We start from the raw sequence: 23,001 nt of genomic DNA, 5'->3' as shown, positions 1-23,001 counted from the left end.
ATCTTACGAAAAGTTATCAAGAGGTAATAGATATGGCGATTCAAGCAGGTCAGAAAATACCATCAGTGGCAATGCACGTGATGGGCGAAGAAGGTCCGAAGCAGATCAACAGTGACGACGTATTTAAAGGCAAGAAAGTCGTGTTATTTGCGGTGCCCGGGGCGTTTACACCTGGCTGTACGGTTACACACTTGCCGGGCTATGTCGTTAATGCGGACAAGATCAAGGGCAAAGGCGTGGACACTATTGCCTGTGTTGCGGTCAATGACGCTTTTGTGATGGACGCCTGGGCCAAGAGCCAGAATGCTGATGAGATCCTGATGCTGGCTGACGGTAACGGTGAGTTCACCAAAGCCGTCGACCTGGAAATGGATGCTGCCGGTTTTGGTATGGGTAGCCGCAGTCAGCGTTACGCAATGATCGTTGATAACGGCGAAGTCACATTCCTGGCTGTTGAAGATGGTCCGGGTGTTGACGTCAGCGCCGCTGAAAAGATTCTTGCAGCACTATAAGTCCCGTTCTTACATCAGGCAGAGTTTTATCCGAGGTAGCGAATCATGCTGAAAACGGAATATCTGGAGTACCAGGACGGAGATACGGTTCTGGAAGCCTATGTTGCTTACGATGAAAATGCCGAAGCACCTCAGCCATGTGTGCTGGTGGCACATGACTGGAGCGGCCGCAGGGAATATGCCTGTGCCGGGGCGGAAAAGATGGCCGAGCTTGGATATGTCGGCTTTGCACTGGATATCTATGGCAAAGGTGTTTTCGGTAAAGACGGCGATACGGATGGCAATGCAGCCCTGATGACACCCTATGTAGAGGACCGGGCATTACTGCGTCGTCGGATGCTCGCAGCCTTCAAGGCTGCGAGACGCCTCTCCCAGGTGGACGATGACAATATTGGCGCCATGGGATACTGCTTTGGCGGTATGGCGGTTCTTGAGCTGGCTCGTGCAGGCGCTTTGGTCAAAGGTGTTGCCAGTGTGCACGGTTTGCTCGGGCAGGGGGCTGAACACGAAGATAAGATCAAGTCCAAGGTGTTGGTGATGCATGGGCATGAAGACCCGATGGCGCCGCCTGAGCAGGTTGCTGATCTGCAAAAGGAAATGACCGATGCCGGGGTTGACTGGCAAGTGCACGTGTTTGGCAATACCAAGCACGCTTTCACCAATCCTGCGGCCAATAACCCGGATTTCGGTACGGTATACAGCCAGCAGGCCAGCCGCCGGACGGATCTGGCACTGGCTAACTTTTTTAATGAATTGTTCACTGAAACGCCACCGCTGGATGTTGCGCCATAAAGTACAGCCAGGGTCTGTTTACAGATCCTGGCTGCTTCCGCTTTCCATAAAGGTAAACACTTCCTGCGCCAGATGATGCAGTATCGCTGCTGTCGCTCCCCATATACGAAACTGCTGGTAATGCAGTTCCCAGAATTTTCTCGGCTTGTTACGCAGCTGCATGGTCTGTAATTGGTAACTGGCGGGGTTGAATAACAGGGAAGCTGGTGCCTCAAAAATCTCTGCAACCTCATCGGGGTTAGGGTGTGCCCGTGCCGCTATTCGACTGTCGATGACGCCTACAACCGGTGTGACCTGATAGGCAGAAGGCAAAATGATAGAAGGCATGGTGCCAAGTATGCGCACCTGTCCGGGCTTGATGTCGACTTCTTCTTCGGTTTCGCGCAAAGCGGTGGCAACGGCATTCTTGTCATCGGCATCCATGGAACCACCAGGCAGACTGACCTGGCCGGCGTGATTGCGCAAATGCTTGGTCCGCAGTGTCAGAAGCACATTGAATGTCGTGCTGCGAGGGCTGTGTATCAGGGGAACGAGTACGGCAGCCTGGCGAACAGGCTTGCCGTAGACGTGTTTGCCGGGCACAAGGCTCCGGTCAGATGGGTCGGGCGGAGAGATCAGTCCTGATGAGCTAGGCCGCAACTGGAAGTACGCTTCCATGTGATGTATTGCGACCTTTGCCATATCCCAGGATCCTTTACAGTGTCACCGTGTCTGATTCTCTCCCTGACCTTGTTACTTTGTCATAAATCAGCGAAAACGCCAATCGACAGACAGGAAGGCGCGCAGCGGTTCGCCCGGGAAGTACCGATCACCACCAAAGGCAGAAAAGTCTGCGCGTTCAGCGTACTGAGTGTCTGTCAGGTTGAGTATATTAAGCGACAGCGTCAGATCTTCCCGAGCATCCCAGCGCGTACGCAGGTTCAAAACATCATGGCCTTCGTATTCATGCATGTTATCCGGGCTGGTGAAGTACTCGCCCATGGCTACCCACTGTAATTCCGTTAGCAGGCTGCTCGTTGGCTGCCATTGCAGCTGCAGGCTGCCGAAGTTACGTGGTGCAGACACAACATCCAGCCCGTTGAGGTTAGTCCCGTCTGATAAGCGGTCATTCTCATAGGTATGTCTGGCGTGTGTATAAGAACCACTGAGTTGTAGCTGCTGGCTGATTTCATAGGCACCGCTCAATTCCAAACCGCGATGTCGCGTATGCATGTTATTGAGGTTGATACGGTCCGAGTCATTGATGATCTCGTTTTCCTTGTCCATAAAGTAGGCGACTGCCTCATAGGACATGCGACCCTGGTTGCCATTAAAGCCCAGTTCTACACTATCGATTTCCACGGCATCGAGGTCAGCCACGTTCTGGTCATTCTGCAGGCGGTAAAGCTCTGTAGCCTGAGGTGCGCGATAACCGCGGGTGACACGGAACTGCACATCATGGGAATCATTGATCTGATACCGAATGCCCAGCTTCGGTGCAAGGTTGCCGAAGGTGTCATCGCGGTCGGCAGGGCGGTTGTAGCGACAGCCACCAAAGCCGCAGGGCGTGCCGTCTTCCTTGGTGCGACCGGCAATCATTTTGTTGTCGTATTCGTAGTTAATACGCTCAAATCGAAGGCCCAGCGTGATGTCGAAACCGTTGTCCCAGTACTGCTCGTACTGTACGAAGGGCGCTATTTGCGTAGCATCGACTTCATAATCATAGTGTTTGCCAGCAGGAATGGTGTTGACCAGGAATGCAGAGCCGGTCGTGGGCATATCCTGTTGTTGCAACAGCGAACCTTCAGTAAATTCCAGGTCCATACCAACTGACAGGGTGCGTTGCTCGCCCAGGTCCTTATAGCTGGCAAACTGCATACCTGCACTGCGGTGCTTGTTCTGTTCAACCGGTGTGCCGGGCAGGAAGTGCTGGATAAAATCCAGGTCTGCATCGCGAACATAAGGTGTCAGCACCACGTCCCAGCCGCTGTCCAGCGTGTAACTGATACGTGTCCAGGCACGCAGGCTGCGGTTGTTGCGGTACGCTTCGGGATTCGGGTTGGTTTTGCGCAAATCGTCGTCTTTGTAGGCGTCAGTGCCGACAACGTACCCTGCGGTTTCCTGGTTCAGGTTGGTGATGCCAATGCCGCCATCCAGGTTTACGCCATTATCCAGCGTCGTTTCATAAAGCCACGTTGCCTTTTGCTGGTCATAACCGCTGTCAGCCCGATAACCTTCTTCGGTAATACCGTTTACCAGCAGTGTCTGTTTGAAGTCCTCACCGAAGCCGATGCGGGCATTGCCGCGCAGTGTGCCTCGTGGGCCAAGTTCCAGGCTGACATCATTACCGGTACCTGCTCGTGGCAGTACCACGTTGATCATGCCGTGAACGGCATTTGAGCCATAAAACGCACTGCCTGGGCCTCGAATGACTTCGATGCGTTCAGCGTTTTCTGAATGTGAGTCAAACAGCTCGTTGACATTACAGAAACCGGCTGCACGCAGTGGAATACCCTGCTCAGCCATCAGGAATGCGCCACAGGCACCACCCCCGCTCAATACAGGTGAGCGGATGGAAGCCAGACTTTCCTGACCGTTATTGCGATTGATATTCACACCCGGTAAGCGGTTGGCTGCTTCCTGGATGTGAGTGTGGTTTACCAGGCGTAATGCTTCCTCGCTGAGGATTGCCACGCTGGCGTTAACGTCGGACAGGTTCTCCGGGCGGCGACTGGTGGAAATGACCTGGATTTCTTCAATCTCAGGTGTGTCGCCTTGCTGAGCCATCGCCGGGCTGGCCATCGCTGCGGAAATGGCAACTGCCAATGACAGGCTGGATGCCAGTTTGAATGTGGTTGACGGATTCTGATCAGGAATCTGTTTAATCTGTGTCACTTGTTTTCTCCCCTGGATCATTGATGAAGTAGATCCTTACTAAAACCGCCGGAACCTTATCACAGATTCCGGCCGAATTCCGCTTGCTGTTGATACGTCGCGATAGCTATGCTTGCTTGTGAGATAGGAGACGCATTGACTGGTAAACTTCTTTCATTCGCATTGTAACAAACAGGGAGGCAGACGATGGAATTGTCGGGCAAAAACATTGTGGTAACAGGGGCGGCCAGTGGAATTGGCTGGTCTTTGTGCGAGCGCTTCGCTCGTGAAGGCGCATCTGCAATTGTGGCAGCAGATATTGATGAAGCAGGACTGGCGTCTCTGGTTGACGCATTCAAAGAGGTGGCAACCTGTCAGCTCTCCACGATGGCAGTTGACGTTAGTAAAGAGAGCGATATACAGGCGCTGGTAGCCCATGCAGAGAGCAAACATGGTCATATTGATCTGTTCTGTTCCAATGCCGGTATTTTTATTCCCGGGGATGAGAACGTCAGTGATGAAGGCTGGGGAAAAATCTGGGACATCAATGTAATGTCTCATATCTATGCGGCGCGCGCTGTTCTGCCCGGGATGCTGGAGCGGGGCGAAGGTTATTTGCTTAACACGGCCTCAGCTGCCGGTCTGCTCAGCCAGGTAGGCTCGGCCCCATATGCGGTTACCAAACATGCTGCTATTGGTTTTGCAGAATGGCTGTCTATCACCTACGGTAGCCGGGGAATTAAAGTGTCCGTACTTTGTCCTCAGGCAGTCAGAACCAAGATGACAGCCAATACCGGTGGCGGTGGCGTGGCTGGTGTGGATGGCATGCTGGAACCGGATGCATTAGCGGATACGGTGGTGCAAACCCTCTCTGAAGAACGTTTTTTATGCTTGCCGCACCCCCAGGTACTGACCTATATGCAGCGCAAAACCAGCGATTATGACCGCTGGTTAGGTGGCATGAGGAAGTTGCAGGATCGATTCGCGGATCAATACAAATCCTCGGGGGATTGAGGGGTTGCAGGGAGTTGGCGAGACTTTGCGGACGATAAATGTTAGGGTGTGCGTGATTTTTATTGTCCAAAGCAGGAAAAGCATATGAGTTTAATGATAGGCAAGAATTCAGTAGTTGGCATCAACTACACACTGACTAACGATGAAGGTGAAGTCATGGATACATCTGAGGGTCGTGGTCCTCTGGTCTATCTGCATGGTGCCAATAACCTGATTCCAGGTCTGGAGCAAGAGCTGGCAGGAAAAACCCAGGGTGATTCCTTTAAAGCGACAATTGCACCTGACCAAGCCTACGGTGAGAGCAATCCCGAGCTGATTCAGACGCTGCCACGTGAAATGTTCCAGGGTGTCGATAACATCGAACCTGGTATGGGCTTCACAGCTCAAGGCCCTGAAGGTCAGCAACAACAGATTACTGTCAAGGAAGTCAATGGCGACCAGGTCACTGTTGATGGCAACCACCCCATGGCAGGCAAAACTCTGCACTTTGACGTCGAAATCGTCAGCATCCGTGATGCCAGTGAAGAAGAAATCGCGCACGGCCACGTCCACGACGGTGACAACGCGCATTAATAGCAAGATGTTACCGCTGCTCACAACAGCAGCGGTGAACACCAAAAAAGGCTGTGAGTCATTACACTCATAGCCTTTTTTTATAGCCTAACGTCACTGTTGCTAATAGCACCAAAACACGGCACAAGGGCAGACCATCCCTTCACATACCTCAGCCAGTTAGACCACGTTTTGCCTAACGCCCTTCACCCGAAAACGCAGCCGAACTGTTTGAGCCGTCAGGCGAGTTTTCGGCTGCCGGGTGAAGGGCGTTAGGCAGTGGTCGGCTGAGGTATGTGAAGGGATGGTCTGCCCGCAGCTCGAATGAGCGAGCGGACTGTCCGAAGCCGCCAGGCTGAGTTTCCGCCCGCCGAGCGTCGGCCGATGTGCTGTGGTCGTCTGCCACCGGTTCTATGATGTCCTGACCGCTCTCTATTTTGCGCCGTTGCTGGCCGATCTAGCCCCCATAACCCATGATCGCCTTGGTCTCCAAAAACTCATGGAACCCCTCAACGCCCCATTCCCGACCATTGCCAGACTGCTTGAACCCACCAAATGGTGCAGAGAAATCTGTGCTGGCGCCGTTCAGGTGGATCATGCCGGTACGCATGCGGCGGGCAATTTGCCGGGCATGATCCTGCTCACCTGACACATAGCCCGATAGCCCATATTCCGAGTCATTGGCAATACGCACAGCATCGTCATCATCCTGGTAAGCGATGATGGATAATACCGGGCCAAATATTTCTTCCTTTGCTATGGTCATATCATTGCGGACATTAGCAAAGACGGTTGGTTTGACAAAATACCCTGTATCCAGGCCGTCAGGTTTGCCTGTTCCGCCGGCGACCAGTGTTGCGCCTTCATCTATGCCAGCCTGGATGAGTGACTGGATGCGATCGTATTGAGTCTGGCTGACCACCGGGCCAATCCGGGTAGCGTCATCGGCAGGATTGCCGGGGATAGCTTTGGCGGCCACAGCGCGGGCAATTTCAATCACTTCGTCCATTCGGGATGCTGGAACCAGCATGCGGGTCGGTGCGTTGCAGGATTGTCCACAGTTACCGAAACAGCCTAGTACGCCGCCTTTTACGGCTGCAGGGAAGTCGGCATCATCAAGAATGATATTGGCAGATTTGCCGCCCAGTTCCTGGCTGACGCGCTTGATCGTATCAGCTGACGCTTTGGCAACTTCCCGTCCGGCGCGTGTGGAGCCGGTAAAAGACATCATGTCGATGTCAGGGTGCGAGGACATTGCCGCACCTACGGTAGGGCCGTCGCCGTTGACCAGGTTGAAGACACCAGCCGGGACACCGGCATCATGAATAATTTCAGTCAAAATGCGGGCGCTTACCGGAGACATTTCACTGGGTTTCAGAATCATGGTACAGCCGGTGGCCAGCGCCGGCGCTACTTTGCAGCTGACCTGATTTAGTGGCCAGTTCCAGGGAGTAATTAAGCCACAGACACCGATAGGTTCCTGGCAAACCAGGGTTTTGCCGCGCAGGTGTGCAAATTCGAAATCAGCGAGGATTTGTCGCGCGGTGGCGAAATGGCCAATGCCCGTGCCGACCTGGGCAGTGCGGGCAAAGCTGATCGGCGCACCCATCTCCTGACTGATAGCCTGAGCCAGCTCCTCGCCTCGTGCTTTGATGCCAGCTATGATTTTGTCCAGTATCTGCAGGCGCTCTTCGCGGCTGGTCGTTGACCAGGACGGAAACGCATCCCTGGCAGCTTTTACCGCGAGGTTGACGTCATCAGCTGTGCCCATGGCGATATGGGTCAGCGGTGATTCCGTTGCAGGGTTAATGACAGCAAGCTGCTTTCGTTCGCTGGCATCAACCCATTGCCCATTCAGATAAAATGACAGGTCCAGGTCGCTCATTCTCCCCTCCTATAAATGCCCTGAAAATCGATTGCAGTCGATTATGGGTCAAATCAGGGTCAACTGCCAGGGGATCAGGCGGCTTCCGGGAGCGCTTTATCGTGTTCTTCTTCGCTTTCGGTGGCGCGTTCATCAGCATCTGCCCAGCGCAGAATCTGCAACTGCCCATCAGCGGATTCGATTAGCGCGGTACAGCTCTCAACCCAGTCTCCGGTATTGCAGTACAGCGTTTTACCAAAACTGGTGATTTCAGCATGGTGGATGTGACCGCAAATGACGCCATCGAGCTGCTGGCTTCGGGTCGAGTTAATGACGGCTTCCTCAAAACGGCCAATATAGCTGACCACGTTTTTTACCCGGTGCTTCAGGTGTGCAGCCAGTGACCAGTACGGTTTTCCGAACAGTCGCCGTGCGCCATTGACGATGCGGTTCATAAATAGCAAGTGACCGTACATGGTGCTGCCCAGGTGAGCCAGTACTGGTGAGATTTTTACCACGGTATCGAACTGGTCACCGTGCAGCACCAGCATTTTCTTGCCAGCGCTGGTTTCATGCACCGCTGAGTGTTTGACTTCAATTCTGTCAAACTGGTGCCCACAAAAATCCCGGGCACGTTCATCATGGTTGCCTGGTGTGTAGATGACACGCGTGCCATTGGCCGCTTTATTCAGAATCAGTTTTACTACTTGCTGGTGAGAATCAGGCCAGTAGGGACGCTTTTTTAACTCCCAGCCGTCGAAAATATCGCCAACCAGATAGAGATAGTCTGAATCTGTTTTATTAAGAAAGTCGATCAACAGGTCAGCCTGGCAACCTTTGAAGCCAAGGTGGAGATCGGAAATAAAGATGGATCGATACCGCTTTTTCTGGGGTGGGTTGATCGACTTCATACGATAGTCTCCAGCTGTATCCAAGTTAGTGGATACCTTAATGGCCGGATTTGACAGTCTGATAAAAGTATTGTGACGATTACGTGACAATATTGGCTGTAAGATGCTGAATTAGAATGATTTTGATATTTGGTAGTAAGTGCTTACAATAATATTGACATGACGGGCTGTGATTGGGGTGGATTGCCTGGTAATGGCCTTGGCGTATACTGGATGTATGCGTATACATATTCAGCAGTATCTAAGCTTGTTCAGACAGTGTTGCTTGCTCTCGGTGTTTTTGCTGTGGATTGCGCCAGGGTTGGAAAACCACGCAGCAGAAGCAGAAGTAGATGCGGCTGGCGAGCCCTCTGACGAAGAGAGCGCGCAGGAACTTGAGCCTGACGATTCCGCAGCCAGAGCGCAATTACTGAACAGTGCGGCAGCGCTGGAGCAAAGGTTGGCAACCCTGAATCAGACTGCGGGTCCTTATGATCCCGCTCGCCTGGAAGTCCAGCAGGATCTGGCCCGGCTGCAACAGGAGTTGAACAACCATGAAACCGCAGAGCAATTACTGTCTGACTCATTGCAATTGGCTCGACTTAATTATGGCCTCTACGATGAGAGCCAGGTCGACATCCTGAAGGCGCTGGTAGCGACACGACAGTCACTTCGTGACTGGGAGGGCACCGATGCTGCGGCGCATTTGCTGTTCCAGATTCAGCGGCGCCTTCATGATCCGGATAGTGTGGAGTACACAGCAGCCTTACTGGACTATAGTCGATGGCAGATTACCGCCTCGCGGGAAAACTTGCTGCTACGGCCCGGGTCGACCCAGGCAATCATGGCAATCCGAGAGTTGATCCAGGAGCAGCGAAGGGCTTTGGATGAGGCGCGGCAGCGTCAGAATGCCAGCCAGCAGTGGGATTTGCTCAACGCTATTGCCTCGACAGAAATAGAAATGGCAAGACAGTATGATTACCAGCGCCTGGATGATCTGCTGCTTAACGAGCCCCGTTTTGTCACTGAGACAGTGTGCCGCCTTGTAACCGACGGCGCTGGAGGGACTCAGCGGGTCTGCTACCAGCAGCAGGTCAATAATCCGGACTATTATCGCTCGGCGCGGCGCGAGCGTGTGAACCAGCTTGAGCGTGCTCGCTATGCGTTAATGCAAACGGCCGATGAGATGGAGAATTTCAGTGAGGAACATCCAGGATTTACAGCTGATAACGAGGCTGAAGTGGCAGCACGGCTGGAAGAAATGCGTGAGATGAATAACGAACTAGGCCGTATGGTTCGCCGGGCCAGGCTGAGAAGCTGGTAAAAGACTAATTGTGGCGCAATTGTGGCTATGCCGGGTAATGTCGTCATTCCCCGGGTTTCTCTATTGCCCGTGTTCTATCCCCTGTGCAAGAATACCGCTCACTATGGCGCATAAAACCCTGGCAATCGTTGCACTGCTCTCCCTGATCGGGATGGGCTTTCTTATTTACTTGGCGATGACGTTCGAACCACCGGAAACAACCCGGACGGTCGAGCTGGATACGCCGATCCCGCGTCCTGTGGAAACACCGGTCCAGGTCGCGCCAGCACAGGAAGAAGCTGAAGAAACCCGGCCAGTCAGGCAAGTGCCTGCGCCAGCTGCTAATAATCAGGTAGTGGATGAGCAGCAGCCTGGTGCCGAAAGTATGTCAGAGACAGAAGTTGAACTCCCTTCCTTGAATCAAAGCGATACCATGCTGTTTAATCGCCTGGCTGAAATGGAACTGGGTGCAAGTCTGCTGCGCCTGCTGGCGCCTGACGATGTGATCAGGAAGTTTGTCGTATTTGTTCACAATGCTTCGCAAGGTGAGCTGCCGCAGCTTGAGTATCCGTTGCGACGTGTCCCCGGCGAATTTGAGGTCAATGAAGTGGGTGACAATTTCTACGAGTTGGCAACTGCCAATTATCAGCGCTACGAGCCGATGATCAGCACCTTAACGGAGATGGAACCGACCGCTGTCATGTCCCTGTATCGACAGATGAAGCCTTTGTTCCAGGAAGCTTATGCCGAAATAGGTTTTCAGGAAGATTTTGATCAGGTTGTGCTTAGGGCCATTGAGCAGGTCATGGCGTTTACGCCAGATGAGGGGCCCTATCAGTTGATCAAGCCCACTGTGCAATACATTTATGCAGAAAACCGTTACGAAAGCCTGCCACCTGTGCAAAAACAGTTGATTCGCATTGGTCCCGAGAACCTGCAGCGGCTCAAACAGCGTTTACCTGCATACCGGGAGCGTCTCCAGGCTGATTGACCCCTCATGAGCGAAATCCAACCTTCGCTGAATGTTCTGCGGAAAGTGTTCGGATACGAGCAGTTCCGGGGTGTTCAGTCAGACATTATTGATACCGTTGTTAGTGGTCAAAATGCCCTGGTGCTGATGCCTACCGGTGGTGGTAAGTCTCTTTGCTATCAAATCCCGTCCCTGGTCCGCTCAGGTGTCGGCATTGTTATTTCCCCGTTGATTGCGTTAATGAAAGACCAGGTCGATGCGTTGGATGAGCTGGGCGTGCGCGCCGGATTCATCAACTCCAGCCTGTCGTCGGAAGCCTATGGTCAAGTCATGCAGCAATTGCGTGCAGGGGAGCTGGATCTGCTTTATCTGGCGCCCGAGCGCTTCAGCCAAAGTGGTACCCTGGCGCTGCTGGAGTCGCTGGATATTGCCTTGTTTGCTATTGATGAAGCGCACTGTGTTTCGCAGTGGGGGCACGATTTTCGCTCTGACTACCTGTCGCTTTCCTTGCTTCAGGAGCGTTTTCCTCATGTCCCCAGAATAGCGCTGACAGCAACAGCCGATGTTGCGACCCGGGAAGAAATCGCCAGCCGGCTCGGTTTGCAGGATGCCCCGCATTTTGTCTCTGGTTTCGACCGTCCCAACATACAGTACCGGATTACGCAAAAACGTAATGCGCGCCAACAATTGCTGGCGTTTATCCGACGTGAGCACCCTGATGATGCCGGGATCATTTACTGTATGTCGCGGCGGAAAACCGAAGAGGTAGCTGCCTGGCTGCAACAGCAGGGTTTTGATGCCTTGCCCTATCATGCCGGTTTGAGCTCAGATCTGAGGATGTTTAATCAGCAACGCTTTTTACGCGAAGACGGCGTCATTATCGTGGCAACGATTGCCTTTGGAATGGGAATTGATAAGCCGGATGTGCGCTTCATTGTGCACCTGGATTTGCCCAAAAGCGTGGAGTCCTATTATCAGGAAACCGGTCGCGCCGGACGCGACGGGCAAGCAGCGACAGCCTGGATGGTCTATGGTTTACAGGACGTGATCAAATTACGGCAGATGCTGGACAGCTCACAAGGCAATGAGCAATTCAAGCGCCAGGAGCAAATCCGCCTGGATGCCATGCTGGGGTTGTGTGAGATCACCAGCTGTCGGCGGCAGGCGCTGCGTCATTATTTTGGTGAGAGTGCACCCGATGCCTGTGGCAACTGCGACACCTGCCTGCAGCCGCCACCAACCTGGGATGGCACTGAAGCGGCCAGGAAGGCATTATCGGCAGTGTATCGCGCTGGTCAGCGGTTTGGCGTCAGCTATGCGACAGAAATTCTGCTGGGCGTTGAGAGTGAGCGCATACTATCAAATGGGCACCACCGGGTTTCAACATTCGGCATCGGACGTGAGCTGGATAAAAGCCAATGGCAGTCGGTTTTCAGGCAACTTATTGCGGGCGGTTATCTTGGTGCTGACCATCAGCAGTTTGGGGCGCTTTATCTGACAGAAAAAGCACGGCCAGTCCTGCGTGGTGAAAAAGAATTAATGATGCGCGAAGATGTGAAAGACGTCAGCCGGGCAAGCAGCCGCAAACGTGCTGTGGTTGATCTGTTGCCGGAAGATCAGCGCCTTTGGGAAGATCTTCGCCAGTGTCGCAAACAGCTGGCTGATGAGCATGATGTGCCGCCCTATGTCATTTTTCATGACGCCACCCTGCTTGATATGGTGCAGCTGCGCCCGCTTAACGAACAGCAACTTTTGGCAGTAAACGGTGTCGGACAAGGCAAGCTGTCAAAATTCGGTCAGGAATTTTTGCGTATAATCAATGAGCACGAGTACGAATTAGGGTAAAATCCCGCCCCCTTAACCCGTGCGCCGGATTTACGATCCGGTCAGCTACCAGGAGAAGAGAATGACTGACAAGGTTGTAGTTGCGGCCATGTACCGCTTCGTCAGGCTTGACGACTTTGAGAATTTGCGTGCCCCATTGCACCGGGTCATGCTGGATAATCAGGTAAAAGGCACGCTGTTACTGGCGCGTGAAGGGCTGAATGGCACTATCGCGGGTCTTCGTGAAGAGATCGATGCTGTCCTGTCCTGGTTGGCCCAGGATGATCGATTTAACGGAATTGAAGTAAAAGAGTCCTACACGGAAGAAAATCCGTTCTACCGTACCAAGGTCAAACTCAAGAAAGAAATTGTCACGATGGGGGTTGAGGATGTCGACCCGAACCAGGTGGTGGGCACTTATGTGGATGCCAAAAAATGGAATGATCTGATTTCTGACCCTGATGTTCTGTTGATTGATACCCGCAATAACTATGAGTATGAAATCGGTACTTTTGAAGGGGCTGTTAACCCGAGTACTGATGCATTCCGCGAGTTCCCTGAGTACGTAGAAAGCAACCTGAATCCCAAAAAACATAAAAAAGTGGCGATGTTTTGCACGGGTGGTATTCGCTGCGAAAAATCAACGGCGTTTCTCAAGCAACAGGGCTTTGAAGAGGTCTACCATCTGAAAGGCGGTATCCTGAAGTACCTGGAGGAAGTGCCAGAGACCAAGTCCAAATGGAAGGGCGAGTGTTTTGTCTTTGATAACAGGGTAACGGTTAACCACCGGTTAGAGCGTGGTTCTTATGATCAGTGCCATGCCTGCCGTATGCCGATTACCGAAGCAGAAAAGAGTTCACCACATTTCCGCCCCGGGATCAGTTGTCCGCATTGCTACGACCAGCACAGCCAGGATCAGTTACGACGTTATGCCGAGCGTGAGCGCCAGATCAAACTGGCACAAGAGCGAGGCGAGACTCATATAGGCGAGCCGATGTCGACAGTGATCGAGCGGCGTCGTCAGGAAAAACTGGCCTTCAAGGCACAGCAACGCAGCGCTGAAGCTGGCCAGTCTCAGGTGTCGCCAGAGTAACGAAAACGGGGCCGGGTTTGCCCGTTCACTGTGACAGTCTCTGTAAACATGTCCAGTGGGCGAACCCAGAGGGCTCCTTCACCGTACAGTGGTCGATAAGCCACTAACAGCTCGCCTGTTTCACTATGCCTGGCAACATCGATCACTTCATAATAGTTGCCTTTATAGTGTTCATATTTCCCAGGCTTGAGCGTACTACCGTGACCTGCCATATTCTCACCTCGTTGGTCCGGGCCAGTGACTGGCCTTTGTTGCTGTATATGAAATGCAGCAGCATTGTGCACCGAAAATACCCTGACTGGAAGTTCACGGTAAAACATGACAAGGTGTGGCATCTCAATGGAGAATGCTATTTACAGGAGTAAACCAGATGATAAACAGGGTGTTGCAAGTTGGGGCGCTGGCTAGCCTGTTGGGATTGATGGTCGCGTGCAGCACTCAGTCACCACCGCTTTCCAAACAGGTCATGATTCAGGGAACCTGGCGAGCCGAGTTCGATGGCCAGCCTGTTACTCTGGAATATAATGTCGGGGAAATTACCGTACATGATCTGGGATTGCATCTGAATTATGAGTGGATTGACGAGGACCATATTCGCCTGAATGCCATGGGGCAACAAGTGGAGAGCCGAATCGAGTTTGAGACACCTGACCTGATGCGTCAAATTACTGATGGGGAAGTGCAGGTCTTGCGGCGAGTGCGCCGCTAACAAAAAAGGGCCAGTCTGTTTCCAGGCTGGCCCTTTTGCGTTGATCAATATTGATCAGGACGGGTCAATGGCACCACCGTCTTCCGAGCAGATTGTGACCTGGAAGTCGAAGTTACCAGTGCCACCAACGCTGCCGAACAGGAACTGTACAGACTGGTTTGTATTGGTGATGACAGTCACATCACTGGCTGCACCAGCGAATCCTGTCTCATCATTCCAGGTATAAGTCTGGCCGCCCATGCTCATTTGCACGTCGCTGATGTTTTGGCCTGCTGGTGCATAGAATGAAGCTTGCAGCTGAGCTCCCACTGCAAGCACAGCTGAATATGATGTAGTCAGGTGTTCATCAGGGAATAGTGGCAAGTCAGCGCCGCCGTCATTGTAATAATAAGGGAACTGGACCGTCAGCCCGGCATCATCGCTGAGGCTGTAGCTCATTTGGGTTGTGGCAACACAGTTGCCCAAGCCACCATCTGATCCGCCGTCACCGCCGTCACCGCCGTCACCGCCGTCACCGCCGTCACCACCGTTGTCGTCATCATCGTCGTGGTCGGGGCAATCGTCATCGTCATGGTCATGATCATGTCCGTAACCGTGGCCGTTGCCATGATCGTGGTGGCCCTTGCCTTTCTTCTTCTTGTGACCCCAGCCGCGATCGTCATCATTATCGTGGTCGTGATCATCATCGTGATCGTCGTCATCATCCAGGCAGTCATCGTCATGGCCGTGACCATATCCGTAACCCTGGTGGTGATCGTGTCCGCGTCCTTTGTTCTTCTTGTGGCCTTTGCCATTACTGCCACTGTCGTCCGAGCACTCATCGTCATCATGGTCATGCCCGCGGCCTACACCTTGATGGTGCTCATGCCCGCGACCTTTTTTCTTGTCGTGTCCATGGCGACGGTCATCATCGTCATCGCGATCATGGTCGTTACCCTGCCAGGATGACCAGCTTTGGCCGCTACTGCGATTGTTATTCCAGCTTGAGGAACTGTCAGACCAGAAAGACGAGTAGCTTTGAGACCAATGGTTATTACCGCCAGCCATTGCATCGGGGGCAGTAAATGCTGCGCCGGCTGCTATCGTCATCACGATAGCAGCAGATAAGGCTCTCTTGTTCATATCAAAAATCCTTTCTTGTTTTGAATTGCGAATTGGGTTGGCTAGCGCCCTGCGGAAAATAGTGAAAAGCGCGCAGAGTGTGCATGCGAACGACAGAATCGCCATGAAGACAGTTTAACTCCTCCGATTTGTGATGTGGTTCGCATTTAGGGTAAAAACTGGGACAAAAGCAGCTGAAAAGTTACTTTTCAGCTGCCAGTTCTGTATCGGTGGAGGAAATATGGATATCTCGCTGTGGGAAAGGTATCTCTATGCCAGCCTCTTCCAGGGCCTCGTGAATGGCCATATTGGCGGCATACCTGATTTCAAACAGGCGGTCAGTTTTGACCCATAGGCGCACACCGATATCGATGCTGCTGTCGCCAAAACCGTCAATGCCGATCAATGGTGCTCGTTGTGTGCTAAGTCCGGGGAGTTTGCTAACTGCCTGCTGGATGACCTTGATGGCCGATTTAGGGTCGCAGTGATATGCAATGCCAACACTCAGGGCCTGCAGGCTATCACTTTGCGAGTTATGAATAACCTCGCCGATGATATGTTTGTTGGGGATCATGATACTCACGCCATCTTCGTCTGAAAGCATGGTGTAGGCCAGGTGGATTTCTTCCACAATGCCCTTTACCCCTTCAACATGGATCGTATCGCCGATGACAAAAGGTCTGGCAAGGATAATGTTGAGACCAGCGCCGTAGTTGGATAACAGGCCTTGAACGGCCAGGCCGGCACCTAAACCGATGGCGCCGATCGCTGCAATCAATGGGGTGACACTGATCCCTACCTTGTTCAGGGCAATGATGCCAACCATGGCCACCACCAGTAGCCGGATCGCGCTGGCAATGAACCGGCTGAGCGTGATGTCCAGGCCTTTCTTTTGGCATAGAGCCAATATCAGATTATGAACTTTTCTGGCGATGAGCAGGCCAATCAAAAGAATGATGATTGCGCCGACTATCTGGAAGCTATAGGTCACCAGGAAGGTGGTTACCAGTTGGTAGATCTCTGCCACTTGTTCGATTTCTTCGCTCAAAACGCTGCCTTGATAGTGGTTTGTGGGTGTTACATGAATGTGTTCATTATTTGTTGCCTGGCTATCGACTCAACTGAATGCCTAAGGTATCCTTTTTGTAAATAGCCTCAGCAGCCTTGCGTGAAGCTATTGAAGTATAAAGCAGCCAAAAAGCGGGTCAACCAAAGCCAGGTCAACTAAAATCCGGCTAGCTAAAACAGTCAGCCAAATCGACGTTGATTATCAGTTTGATGTACGCCTTAAATAGCGAGCTAACGAGACAGTCATGCAACAGGAACCCAATTATCGCCAATCCAGTGCCCCTATAGAATCAGAGCCAGCAGTGGAAGCGGACAAGGTTCCCGGCGACAACAGTGCTCAGGGTCAGAATCTGATCAGTGCAGCAGGGAAACAGTTGCTGACATTTGCCATTGTGGCGGTAGTGGGTTTGTTGGTTACCATGTTTCTGCTGGATGCTCTGGCCGGATTAACCAGTAGCCAGTCGACCGTATCCAGTTCTGCTATTGATTACGAAAACAACGAAATTACATCTCATCTACGTGATGAACCCCCGCAAATGAACAGTATGCGATCGACAGATTCCATCAGTGGCCAGGTACTGAACCATGTGATGGAAGGGTTGCTGCGTTATGACGAACACGGTGACCTGGTTGGTGGTGTTGCTGAGCAGTGGGCGTTAAACGGCAATGTCATGACATTCCACTTGCGCGAGAACGCTCGTTGGAGCAATGGCGAAGCGGTCACAGCACATGATTTTGAATTCGCCTGGAAAAACGTACTCGCCCCCTCTACTGGCTCGCAATACGCCTTCATTCTCTATCCCATTCTGAATGCCGAAGCCGCTAACAACGGTGAAGTGCCACTCGATGATGTTGGTGTGCAGGCCGTTGACGACTTTACGTTGGAAGTGACACTGGAGACGCCCATCGCTTACTTCGACCGTATGGTGGCTTTTGTCACCTATATGCCGGCTAACGAAGCATTCTATGAGCAGACCAACGGACGTTACGGGGCGGATGCTGATGAGCTGCTATATAACGGTCCCTTCATGATTGAAAGCTGGGTACACGGGGCCAGCATGCGCCTGGTTAAAAACCCGTATTACTGGGACAAAGAACGTATCCGACTGGATGCAATCAACTTCGCCCACATGACTTCCGACCCCAATACGTTGCTCAACCTGTTTAAGGATGAGCAGATTGTAATGACCAACCTGGGCTCGCAAATGCTGGAAGAGGCCATGTTTCAGGGGTGGCAGATTGATCGCTTCATGGAGGGAACCGTCTGGTATATCGAGTTCAATCATCGGGACGGTCGGCTGACCACCAACAAGAATTTGCGCATGGCGCTGACGCTGGCCCAGGACCCGGGTGAACTGGTGAACCGGGTTATCAAACTGCCGGGTTATTTGCCCGGAGAAAGCCTCTTTCCGGTCTGGCTTCAGGGGAAAGAACGTCCATTCCGGCAGGAGCATCCGGCGCCTGTTTATGAACGCAATATTGAGCTGGCCAGAGAATATTTGCAAAAGGCCCTGGATGAGATGGAGCTTGAGGAACTGCCACCGCTGGCATTGTTGACTGGTGACTCGCCGAATGCCCGTATGCAGGCCGAGTATTATCAGGAGGTGTTTCAACGCAACCTGGGTATTGATGTTGTTATCGATGCTCAGATCTTCCGGCAGCGGCTGGACAAAATGACCAGTGGTGAATTCGATCTGGTCATGGCTGGATGGGGCCCGGACTACAACGACCCACTCACCTTTGCGGACCTGTTTGCCTCCTGGAATCTCAATAACCGGGGGCGCTACAGTAACCCTGAGCTGGATGCCCAGATTCGCATCGCGCAAAGTTCACTGGATACCGGGGAGCGAATGCAGGCGTTTGCCGAGATTCAACGCATCATCCACGAAGATGTCGTGATCATGCCCAACTACGAACGCGGTTATGTTTATGTCACGCACCCTGAGTTGAAGGGTATGCTGAGACGGGTAATCGGGGCAGAAACGGACTTCACCTATGCCTGGATCGATGGGGCCCGGGACGACAGGTCTGGTGGTGATAATGATAATCAGCAGGGCGGAGAATAACGGGATATGTGGGCCTATACGCTAAAACGTGTGTTGCAGGGGATTATCACCGTCTGGTTCATTGCTACTGCCACTTTTTTCGGCATGCACAGCGTGCCGGGAGACCCTCTTTCAGGTGAGCGGGCGTCAACTGAAGCCATTCGAGCCAACCTGGAAGCCCGATATGGCCTGGACAGGCCACTGGGCGAACAATATGTCATCTTCCTGGGCAATATGCTGCGTGGTGATTTTGGTATCAGTTATACCCAGCAGAACCGGGAAGTGAACGACATCATACGTGAACATTTCCCTGTCTCTGCCACCTTAGGTATTCTTGCGGTAATGATTGCTGCTCTTGGCGGCGTACTGTGGGGGGCGTTAACAGCCCTGTACCGGAATCGTCTGCCTGACTACATCATTATGTTTCTGGTTATCCTGGGCATATCGGTGCCCAGCTTTGTGTTTGCTGCGTTAGGGCAGCTTGGGCTGGTAGGACTAAACTCCGCGGCAGGCCGGACGCTGCTGCCAGTTGCTGGCTGGGGTACGGTGTCGCATATGCTGCTGCCGGCGCTGGTGCTGGGCCTTGGCACCATGGCCTATATGACACGTTTGATGCGCTCTTCCATGCTGGAAGTCATGAGTGCTGATTACATCCGTACCGCGAAAGCAAAGGGGCTGCCCATGTCCCGCATCTTTACCCACCACCAGTTACGCAATGCCGTGCTGCCAGTGATTACTGTATTAGGTCCTGCGATTGCTGCCATCACTACGGGTGGTTTTGTGGTTGAACTGGTGTTCGCCATCCCCGGGCTGGGTCGCTATTTTGTTCAGGCGGTGCAGCAGCTGGATTATACCGTGATCATGGGCACAACCGTCTTTTATGGGGCTTTTCTGGTATTTATGGTGATCCTGGTGGATCTGGTTTATAGCTGGGTAGACCCACGGGTTCGGCTGCAATGAGCAACAGACAGATTAACTTATGAGTCAATATAATGATGGCGTGCACCGCACGTTAAGAGATTCCGACTTCGAGCCACTGGGTGAGCAGTCCACGACGCCACTGCTGGTCCGCCCGTCGCGCTCGTACTGGCAGGATGCCTGGATCCGACTGAAAGCGAACAGGCGGGCACTGGTCTCCTTGTATCTGGTGATTGGTTTGCTGCTGTTTACCTTCATCGGACCAATGATCTGGCGTGTTGACCCGGCACTTCAGGATGTGGATCAGATCAGTATTGCACCTGGCGCTGACCGCAGTGCATTGGTGGCAGAAGCTTATGAGCCCTGGGTGAATGGCCAGGTAGAACCAGACTTTGCGGGTGGCAGCGGTTTACGGTTGGCGGCAGAGCCCACAACACTACGGGTGCGCCTGCTCTGGGATCCCATGCCCGGTGCCGACAATTATCGTGTTTATCGCAACAACTATCCCATTGAGGACCCGCAAGCATTGGGTATTCCGCTGGCAGATATCACTCGGGACAATGTTTACTGGTATGAGGATCGTCTGGACTTACGCGCCCGGGACTATTATTACGCCGTGGTGGTCCTGGACGAGTTAGGGCAGCCAACCGATCAGTTTGAGACAGTTGAAGTCAACGTGGGTCGTGTGATCACGGCAGTGGAAGCGCGCAACCGAGGGTTGGTTGGCGCCGGTGAGAGTCTGGCCGTAGGTGATGAGGTCATGATGCCCTGGCACCCGCTGGGCACTGACTACCTGGGTCGGGATATGTTGGCGAGGTTAATGGCCGGGGCACGAGTGTCCCTCTTTATTGGTTTGCTGGCGCCACTGCTCTATGTTGTGATTGGTGTGGTATATGGCGCCAGCGCAGGCTTTTTGGGCGGCAAGGCTGACCAGGTAATGATGCGCTTTGCAGACTTCGTGGTAGCGCTGCCTTTCCTGCTGTTTATGATTCTCTTTCAGGTGGTATTCGGTATCGGGCCGGGAGAGAGCGGTATTGTGCCGATGTTGATTGCTCTCGTGGTGCTGTTATGGCCTGCGACCGCCCGTCTGGTGCGCGGGCAAATCCTGCAGATTCGCGAGGAAGCCTATGTCAGTGCCGCCAAACTGTTGGGAGCGTCCCATCATTACCTGATTTTGCGTCACATGATTCCCAACACCCTGGGTGTGATTCTGGTTACTCTGACCTTTGCAGTACCTTCCGCCATTTTTACCGAAGCTTTCCTGTCATTTATTGGCATGGGTGTTGCGCCGCCCACGGCATCCTGGGGCAGTATGTGTAACGAAGGTCTGAAGAATATGCTGACGCATCCGCATGAACTGGTCTTTCCGGCAGCCATGATCAGTATTACCGTGCTGGCTTTTAACCTGCTGGGTGACGGGTTGCGCGATGCGCTGGATGCGAAAATGAGGAGTGCAGAATGACAGCATTACTCAGTGTCGAGAATCTGCACGTGGAATTTGCCACTTATGGCGGTATCGTCAAAGCGGTCCGTGGTGTGAGTTTTGATGTTGAAGCCGGACAAACGCTGGCCATTGTGGGTGAGTCAGGCAGTGGTAAATCGGTAACCATGCAGGCAGTGATGGGGCTGATTCCCATGCCCCCCGGTCGCATTACCCAAGGCAGTGCCAAACTGCGGGGGCAGGACTTTCTGGGCCGTCTGGAAATGGATGGACGGACTATTTGTGGTGACGAAATCGGCATGATTTTTCAGGACCCGATGTCTTCACTGAATCCAACCATGCGGATTGGGGACCAGATCGCCGAAACCCTGAAAGTGCACCGCGATTATTCGCCCAAAGAAGCCTGGAAGCGAGCGATTGAGTTGCTGGAGCTGGTAAAAATACCTGAAGCACCTAAACGAGCCGCGCAATACCCCTTTGAATTTTCCGGCGGTATGTTGCAGCGAGTCATGATTGCCATGGCGGTTGCCTGCAAACCTGCGGTATTGATTGCAGATGAACCCACCACGGCGCTGGATGTCACCATTCAGGCGCAAATCCTGGATCTGCTACAAGATATTCAGAAAGAGACAGGCATGGCGATCATACTGATCACTCATGACCTGGCGGTTGTGGCTCGTATGGCAGACAAGGTCGCGGTCATGTATGCGGGGCAAATTGTTGAAGCGGCTACCGTTAACGAACTGTTCTACGAATCAGCGCACCCCTATACACTGGGCTTGAAGCAGGCCATGCCCAGTGCCGAGTCCGATGAGAACCACGTGCTGGAACCTATTCCCGGTAGTCCACCGGACCTGTTCTCGCCTCCGCAAGGTTGCGCTTACTGCGCGCGATGCCCCTGGCATATGCAGGTGTGCCAGACTGACGACCCCGCGTCTTTCCGCTTAAGTGATACCCACACGTCCCGTTGCTGGCTGCAACATCCGCGTCAGCCGCGTGAAGTTGAGGGGCTGCACCGTGCTGAAAGTCAGGGCGTGTCGAAGCCAGTTTCAGATACGGCAGACCAGGAGGTGTCGCCATGACAGCACTGGTCAAGCTTGATGATTTACGCAAATATTTTGACCTTGGGCGCGGGCAGCGTGTGCATGCGGTTGATGGCATTAGCCTGGAGATTGCCGAAGGTGAAACGCTGGGGCTGGTGGGTGAAAGCGGCTCTGGCAAATCCACCTTGGGCAAGGCGCTGCTGGGCCTGCATGATAAGTCTGCGGGTACCGTTTATTATGGGGGGCAGGCTTTGCCTCAGCGGTACAAGGCCGCTGATTTTCAGCGACTGGCGTCGCGGATGCAGATGATCTTTCAGGATCCGTATTCGTCACTGAACCCGCGCATGACTGTCGGTGAGATCATCGCCGAAGGGTTACGTGGTCGTAAACTCAGCAATAGCCAGAAACAGCAGCGCGTTGCTGAATGGCTGGACAGGGTTGGCTTATCGGCAGGGCATGCGTCGCGTTATCCCCATGAATTCTCGGGGGGGCAACGGCAGCGCATCGGGATCGCCCGTGCCCTGATCATGGAGCCGGAATTTGTGGTTTGTGACGAACCGATTTCGGCGCTGGACGTCTCCGTTCAGGCTCAAGTCGTCAATCTACTGAATAACCTGAAGCAGTCCATGGGTTTGACCATGCTGTTTATTGCTCATGACCTGTCCATGGTGCGCTATATCAGTGATCGCATGGCCGTCATGTACCTGGGGGCGCTGGTCGAGATCGGGCCGGCGAGCGATGTATATTTCTCGCCTAAACACCCCTATACTCAGGTGCTGACAGCCTCAAATCCGGAGCCGGATCCGGAATTAGAGAAACAACGGGCTTCAACCACCATCCAAGGTGAGATACCATCTCCGGTAAATGTGCCAACAGGTTGTCGTTTTGCTGGCCGATGCCCCAAAGTGATGCCTGTTTGCCGGGAAGTGACACCGCAACTACTCCCCCTGGTCGATGAAGACCGCCTGGTTGCCTGTCATTTGTATCAACCGGAGTAAGCCGACCCTTT

21 protein-coding genes are annotated in these 23,001 nt (G+C 53.1%); 14 read left to right on the top strand and 7 right to left on the bottom strand.

The window, feature by feature from the left end; all coding sequences use genetic code 11:
* Positions 1 to 32 precede the first annotated feature (32 nt).
* Together PSCS_RS01310 and PSCS_RS01305 are read left to right on the top strand one after the other, a co-directional pair.
* Positions 33 to 512 carry a peroxiredoxin gene (locus PSCS_RS01310; protein ID WP_068809970.1) on the top strand — a complete coding sequence of 160 codons (480 nt, stop codon included), beginning with the start codon at positions 33 to 35 and terminating at the stop codon, positions 510 to 512.
* 45 nt (positions 513 to 557) lie between these two features.
* Complete coding sequence (locus PSCS_RS01305; protein ID WP_082866677.1) at positions 558 to 1,304, top strand: dienelactone hydrolase family protein; 747 nt, start codon at positions 558 to 560, stop codon at positions 1,302 to 1,304.
* 18 nt (positions 1,305 to 1,322) lie between these two features.
* Here the strand turns inward: PSCS_RS01305 and PSCS_RS01300 are convergent, their stop codons facing one another.
* A complete protein-coding gene (locus PSCS_RS01300) occupies positions 1,323 to 1,985 on the bottom strand; it encodes a CoA pyrophosphatase (protein ID WP_068809969.1) in 663 nt (220 codons plus the stop codon).
* A 66-nt stretch (positions 1,986 to 2,051) separates the two neighbouring features.
* Positions 2,052 to 4,178: a TonB-dependent receptor gene (locus PSCS_RS01295; RefSeq protein ID WP_158662880.1), complete on the bottom strand. Its 2,127-nt coding sequence runs from the start codon at positions 4,176 to 4,178 to the stop codon at positions 2,052 to 2,054.
* 186 nt (positions 4,179 to 4,364) lie between these two features.
* On the opposite strand from PSCS_RS01295, the gene PSCS_RS01290 reads away from it, so the two are divergent.
* Together PSCS_RS01290 and PSCS_RS01285 are read left to right on the top strand one after the other, a co-directional pair.
* On the top strand, positions 4,365 to 5,171 hold the full coding sequence (locus PSCS_RS01290) for an SDR family oxidoreductase (protein ID WP_068809968.1): 807 nt from the start codon (positions 4,365 to 4,367) through the stop codon (positions 5,169 to 5,171).
* A gap of 84 nt (positions 5,172 to 5,255) precedes the next feature.
* Positions 5,256 to 5,744: an FKBP-type peptidyl-prolyl cis-trans isomerase gene (locus PSCS_RS01285; protein ID WP_068809967.1), complete on the top strand. Its 489-nt coding sequence runs from the start codon at positions 5,256 to 5,258 to the stop codon at positions 5,742 to 5,744.
* A gap of 436 nt (positions 5,745 to 6,180) precedes the next feature.
* On the opposite strand, the gene PSCS_RS01275 is transcribed toward PSCS_RS01285, so the two are convergent.
* Entirely contained in the window at positions 6,181 to 7,608 is a 1,428-nt protein-coding gene (locus tag PSCS_RS01275; RefSeq protein ID WP_068809965.1) for an aldehyde dehydrogenase family protein, read from the bottom strand.
* 74 nt (positions 7,609 to 7,682) lie between these two features.
* Positions 7,683 to 8,498, bottom strand: coding sequence for a UDP-2,3-diacylglucosamine diphosphatase (locus PSCS_RS01270; RefSeq protein WP_068809964.1), 816 nt, complete (start codon positions 8,496 to 8,498; stop codon positions 7,683 to 7,685).
* A gap of 301 nt (positions 8,499 to 8,799) precedes the next feature.
* Here PSCS_RS01270 and PSCS_RS01265 point away from each other — a divergent pair, with 301 nt between their 5' ends.
* From PSCS_RS01265 to trhO, 4 genes are all read left to right on the top strand, one after another.
* Positions 8,800 to 9,801: a hypothetical protein gene (locus PSCS_RS01265; protein ID WP_157885582.1), complete on the top strand. Its 1,002-nt coding sequence runs from the start codon at positions 8,800 to 8,802 to the stop codon at positions 9,799 to 9,801.
* Between the two features lie 103 nt (positions 9,802 to 9,904).
* A complete protein-coding gene (locus PSCS_RS01260) occupies positions 9,905 to 10,771 on the top strand; it encodes a DUF3014 domain-containing protein (RefSeq protein ID WP_068809962.1) in 867 nt (288 codons plus the stop codon).
* 6 nt (positions 10,772 to 10,777) lie between these two features.
* Positions 10,778 to 12,595 (top strand): DNA helicase RecQ, encoded by a 1,818-nt coding sequence (gene recQ, locus PSCS_RS01255; protein WP_068809961.1) that lies wholly within the window; start codon positions 10,778 to 10,780, stop codon positions 12,593 to 12,595.
* A 61-nt stretch (positions 12,596 to 12,656) separates the two neighbouring features.
* The gene (gene trhO, locus PSCS_RS01250) at positions 12,657 to 13,667 is read left to right on the top strand and encodes an oxygen-dependent tRNA uridine(34) hydroxylase TrhO (RefSeq protein ID WP_068809960.1); all 1,011 of its coding nucleotides are present in this window, start codon (positions 12,657 to 12,659) and stop codon (positions 13,665 to 13,667) included.
* On the opposite strand, the gene PSCS_RS01245 is transcribed toward trhO, so the two are convergent.
* Positions 13,649 to 13,879, bottom strand: coding sequence for a DUF1653 domain-containing protein (locus tag PSCS_RS01245; protein ID WP_068810020.1), 231 nt, complete (start codon positions 13,877 to 13,879; stop codon positions 13,649 to 13,651). The two genes, trhO and PSCS_RS01245, sit on opposite strands and share 19 nt — an antisense overlap.
* A 158-nt stretch (positions 13,880 to 14,037) precedes the next feature.
* On the opposite strand from PSCS_RS01245, the gene PSCS_RS01240 reads away from it, so the two are divergent.
* Entirely contained in the window at positions 14,038 to 14,376 is a 339-nt protein-coding gene (locus PSCS_RS01240) for a hypothetical protein (protein ID WP_068809959.1), read from the top strand.
* Positions 14,377 to 14,430: 54 nt separating this feature from the next.
* On the opposite strand, the gene PSCS_RS01235 is transcribed toward PSCS_RS01240, so the two are convergent.
* Together PSCS_RS01235 and PSCS_RS01230 are read right to left on the bottom strand one after the other, a co-directional pair.
* Positions 14,431 to 15,498, bottom strand: coding sequence for a hypothetical protein (locus PSCS_RS01235; protein ID WP_068809958.1), 1,068 nt, complete (start codon positions 15,496 to 15,498; stop codon positions 14,431 to 14,433).
* Positions 15,499 to 15,679: 181 nt separating this feature from the next.
* Complete coding sequence (locus PSCS_RS01230) at positions 15,680 to 16,525, bottom strand: mechanosensitive ion channel family protein (RefSeq protein ID WP_068809957.1); 846 nt, start codon at positions 16,523 to 16,525, stop codon at positions 15,680 to 15,682.
* Between the two features lie 265 nt (positions 16,526 to 16,790).
* Between PSCS_RS01230 and PSCS_RS01225 the strand changes: the two genes are divergently transcribed.
* From PSCS_RS01225 to PSCS_RS01205, 5 genes are read left to right on the top strand one after another with little or no spacing between them, the layout of a single operon-like run.
* Positions 16,791 to 18,611 carry a peptide ABC transporter substrate-binding protein gene (locus PSCS_RS01225; protein WP_068809956.1) on the top strand — a complete coding sequence of 607 codons (1,821 nt, stop codon included), beginning with the start codon at positions 16,791 to 16,793 and terminating at the stop codon, positions 18,609 to 18,611.
* Positions 18,612 to 18,617: 6 nt separating this feature from the next.
* Entirely contained in the window at positions 18,618 to 19,550 is a 933-nt protein-coding gene (locus PSCS_RS01220) for an ABC transporter permease (protein ID WP_068809955.1), read from the top strand.
* A gap of 19 nt (positions 19,551 to 19,569) precedes the next feature.
* The gene (locus PSCS_RS01215; RefSeq protein ID WP_068809954.1) at positions 19,570 to 20,970 is read left to right on the top strand and encodes an ABC transporter permease; all 1,401 of its coding nucleotides are present in this window, start codon (positions 19,570 to 19,572) and stop codon (positions 20,968 to 20,970) included.
* Positions 20,967 to 22,031, top strand: a complete 1,065-nt coding sequence (locus tag PSCS_RS01210; RefSeq protein ID WP_068809953.1) for an ABC transporter ATP-binding protein — start codon at positions 20,967 to 20,969, stop codon at positions 22,029 to 22,031. Before PSCS_RS01215 ends, PSCS_RS01210 begins: the two co-directional genes overlap by 4 nt.
* Positions 22,028 to 22,990 carry an ABC transporter ATP-binding protein gene (locus tag PSCS_RS01205; RefSeq protein WP_068809952.1) on the top strand — a complete coding sequence of 321 codons (963 nt, stop codon included), beginning with the start codon at positions 22,028 to 22,030 and terminating at the stop codon, positions 22,988 to 22,990. Before PSCS_RS01210 ends, PSCS_RS01205 begins: the two co-directional genes overlap by 4 nt.
* Positions 22,991 to 23,001: the final 11 nt, after the last annotated feature.

Source organism: Pseudohongiella nitratireducens, from assembly GCF_001642735.1.
Lineage (GTDB): Bacteria > Pseudomonadota > Gammaproteobacteria > Pseudomonadales > Pseudohongiellaceae > Pseudohongiella > Pseudohongiella nitratireducens.
This window is presented reverse-complemented; position numbering and strand designations above follow the sequence as displayed.

Coding starts and splice junctions, on each gene's coding strand:
- PSCS_RS01275 (WP_068809965.1), bottom strand. CDS start 7,608: ATGAGCGACCTGGACCTGTCATTTTATCTGAATGGGCAATGGGTTGAT.
- PSCS_RS01260 (WP_068809962.1), top strand. CDS start 9,905: ATGGCGCATAAAACCCTGGCAATCGTTGCACTGCTCTCCCTGATCGGG.
- PSCS_RS01310 (WP_068809970.1), top strand. CDS start 33: ATGGCGATTCAAGCAGGTCAGAAAATACCATCAGTGGCAATGCACGTG.
- recQ (WP_068809961.1), top strand. CDS start 10,778: ATGAGCGAAATCCAACCTTCGCTGAATGTTCTGCGGAAAGTGTTCGGA.
- PSCS_RS01245 (WP_068810020.1), bottom strand. CDS start 13,879: ATGGCAGGTCACGGTAGTACGCTCAAGCCTGGGAAATATGAACACTAT.
- PSCS_RS01225 (WP_068809956.1), top strand. CDS start 16,791: ATGCAACAGGAACCCAATTATCGCCAATCCAGTGCCCCTATAGAATCA.
- PSCS_RS01215 (WP_068809954.1), top strand. CDS start 19,570: ATGAGTCAATATAATGATGGCGTGCACCGCACGTTAAGAGATTCCGAC.
- PSCS_RS01290 (WP_068809968.1), top strand. CDS start 4,365: ATGGAATTGTCGGGCAAAAACATTGTGGTAACAGGGGCGGCCAGTGGA.
- PSCS_RS01285 (WP_068809967.1), top strand. CDS start 5,256: ATGAGTTTAATGATAGGCAAGAATTCAGTAGTTGGCATCAACTACACA.
- PSCS_RS01235 (WP_068809958.1), bottom strand. CDS start 15,498: ATGAACAAGAGAGCCTTATCTGCTGCTATCGTGATGACGATAGCAGCC.
- trhO (WP_068809960.1), top strand. CDS start 12,657: ATGACTGACAAGGTTGTAGTTGCGGCCATGTACCGCTTCGTCAGGCTT.
- PSCS_RS01270 (WP_068809964.1), bottom strand. CDS start 8,498: ATGAAGTCGATCAACCCACCCCAGAAAAAGCGGTATCGATCCATCTTT.
- PSCS_RS01305 (WP_082866677.1), top strand. CDS start 558: ATGCTGAAAACGGAATATCTGGAGTACCAGGACGGAGATACGGTTCTG.
- PSCS_RS01210 (WP_068809953.1), top strand. CDS start 20,967: ATGACAGCATTACTCAGTGTCGAGAATCTGCACGTGGAATTTGCCACT.
- PSCS_RS01300 (WP_068809969.1), bottom strand. CDS start 1,985: ATGGCAAAGGTCGCAATACATCACATGGAAGCGTACTTCCAGTTGCGG.
- PSCS_RS01220 (WP_068809955.1), top strand. CDS start 18,618: ATGTGGGCCTATACGCTAAAACGTGTGTTGCAGGGGATTATCACCGTC.
- PSCS_RS01240 (WP_068809959.1), top strand. CDS start 14,038: ATGATAAACAGGGTGTTGCAAGTTGGGGCGCTGGCTAGCCTGTTGGGA.
- PSCS_RS01205 (WP_068809952.1), top strand. CDS start 22,028: ATGACAGCACTGGTCAAGCTTGATGATTTACGCAAATATTTTGACCTT.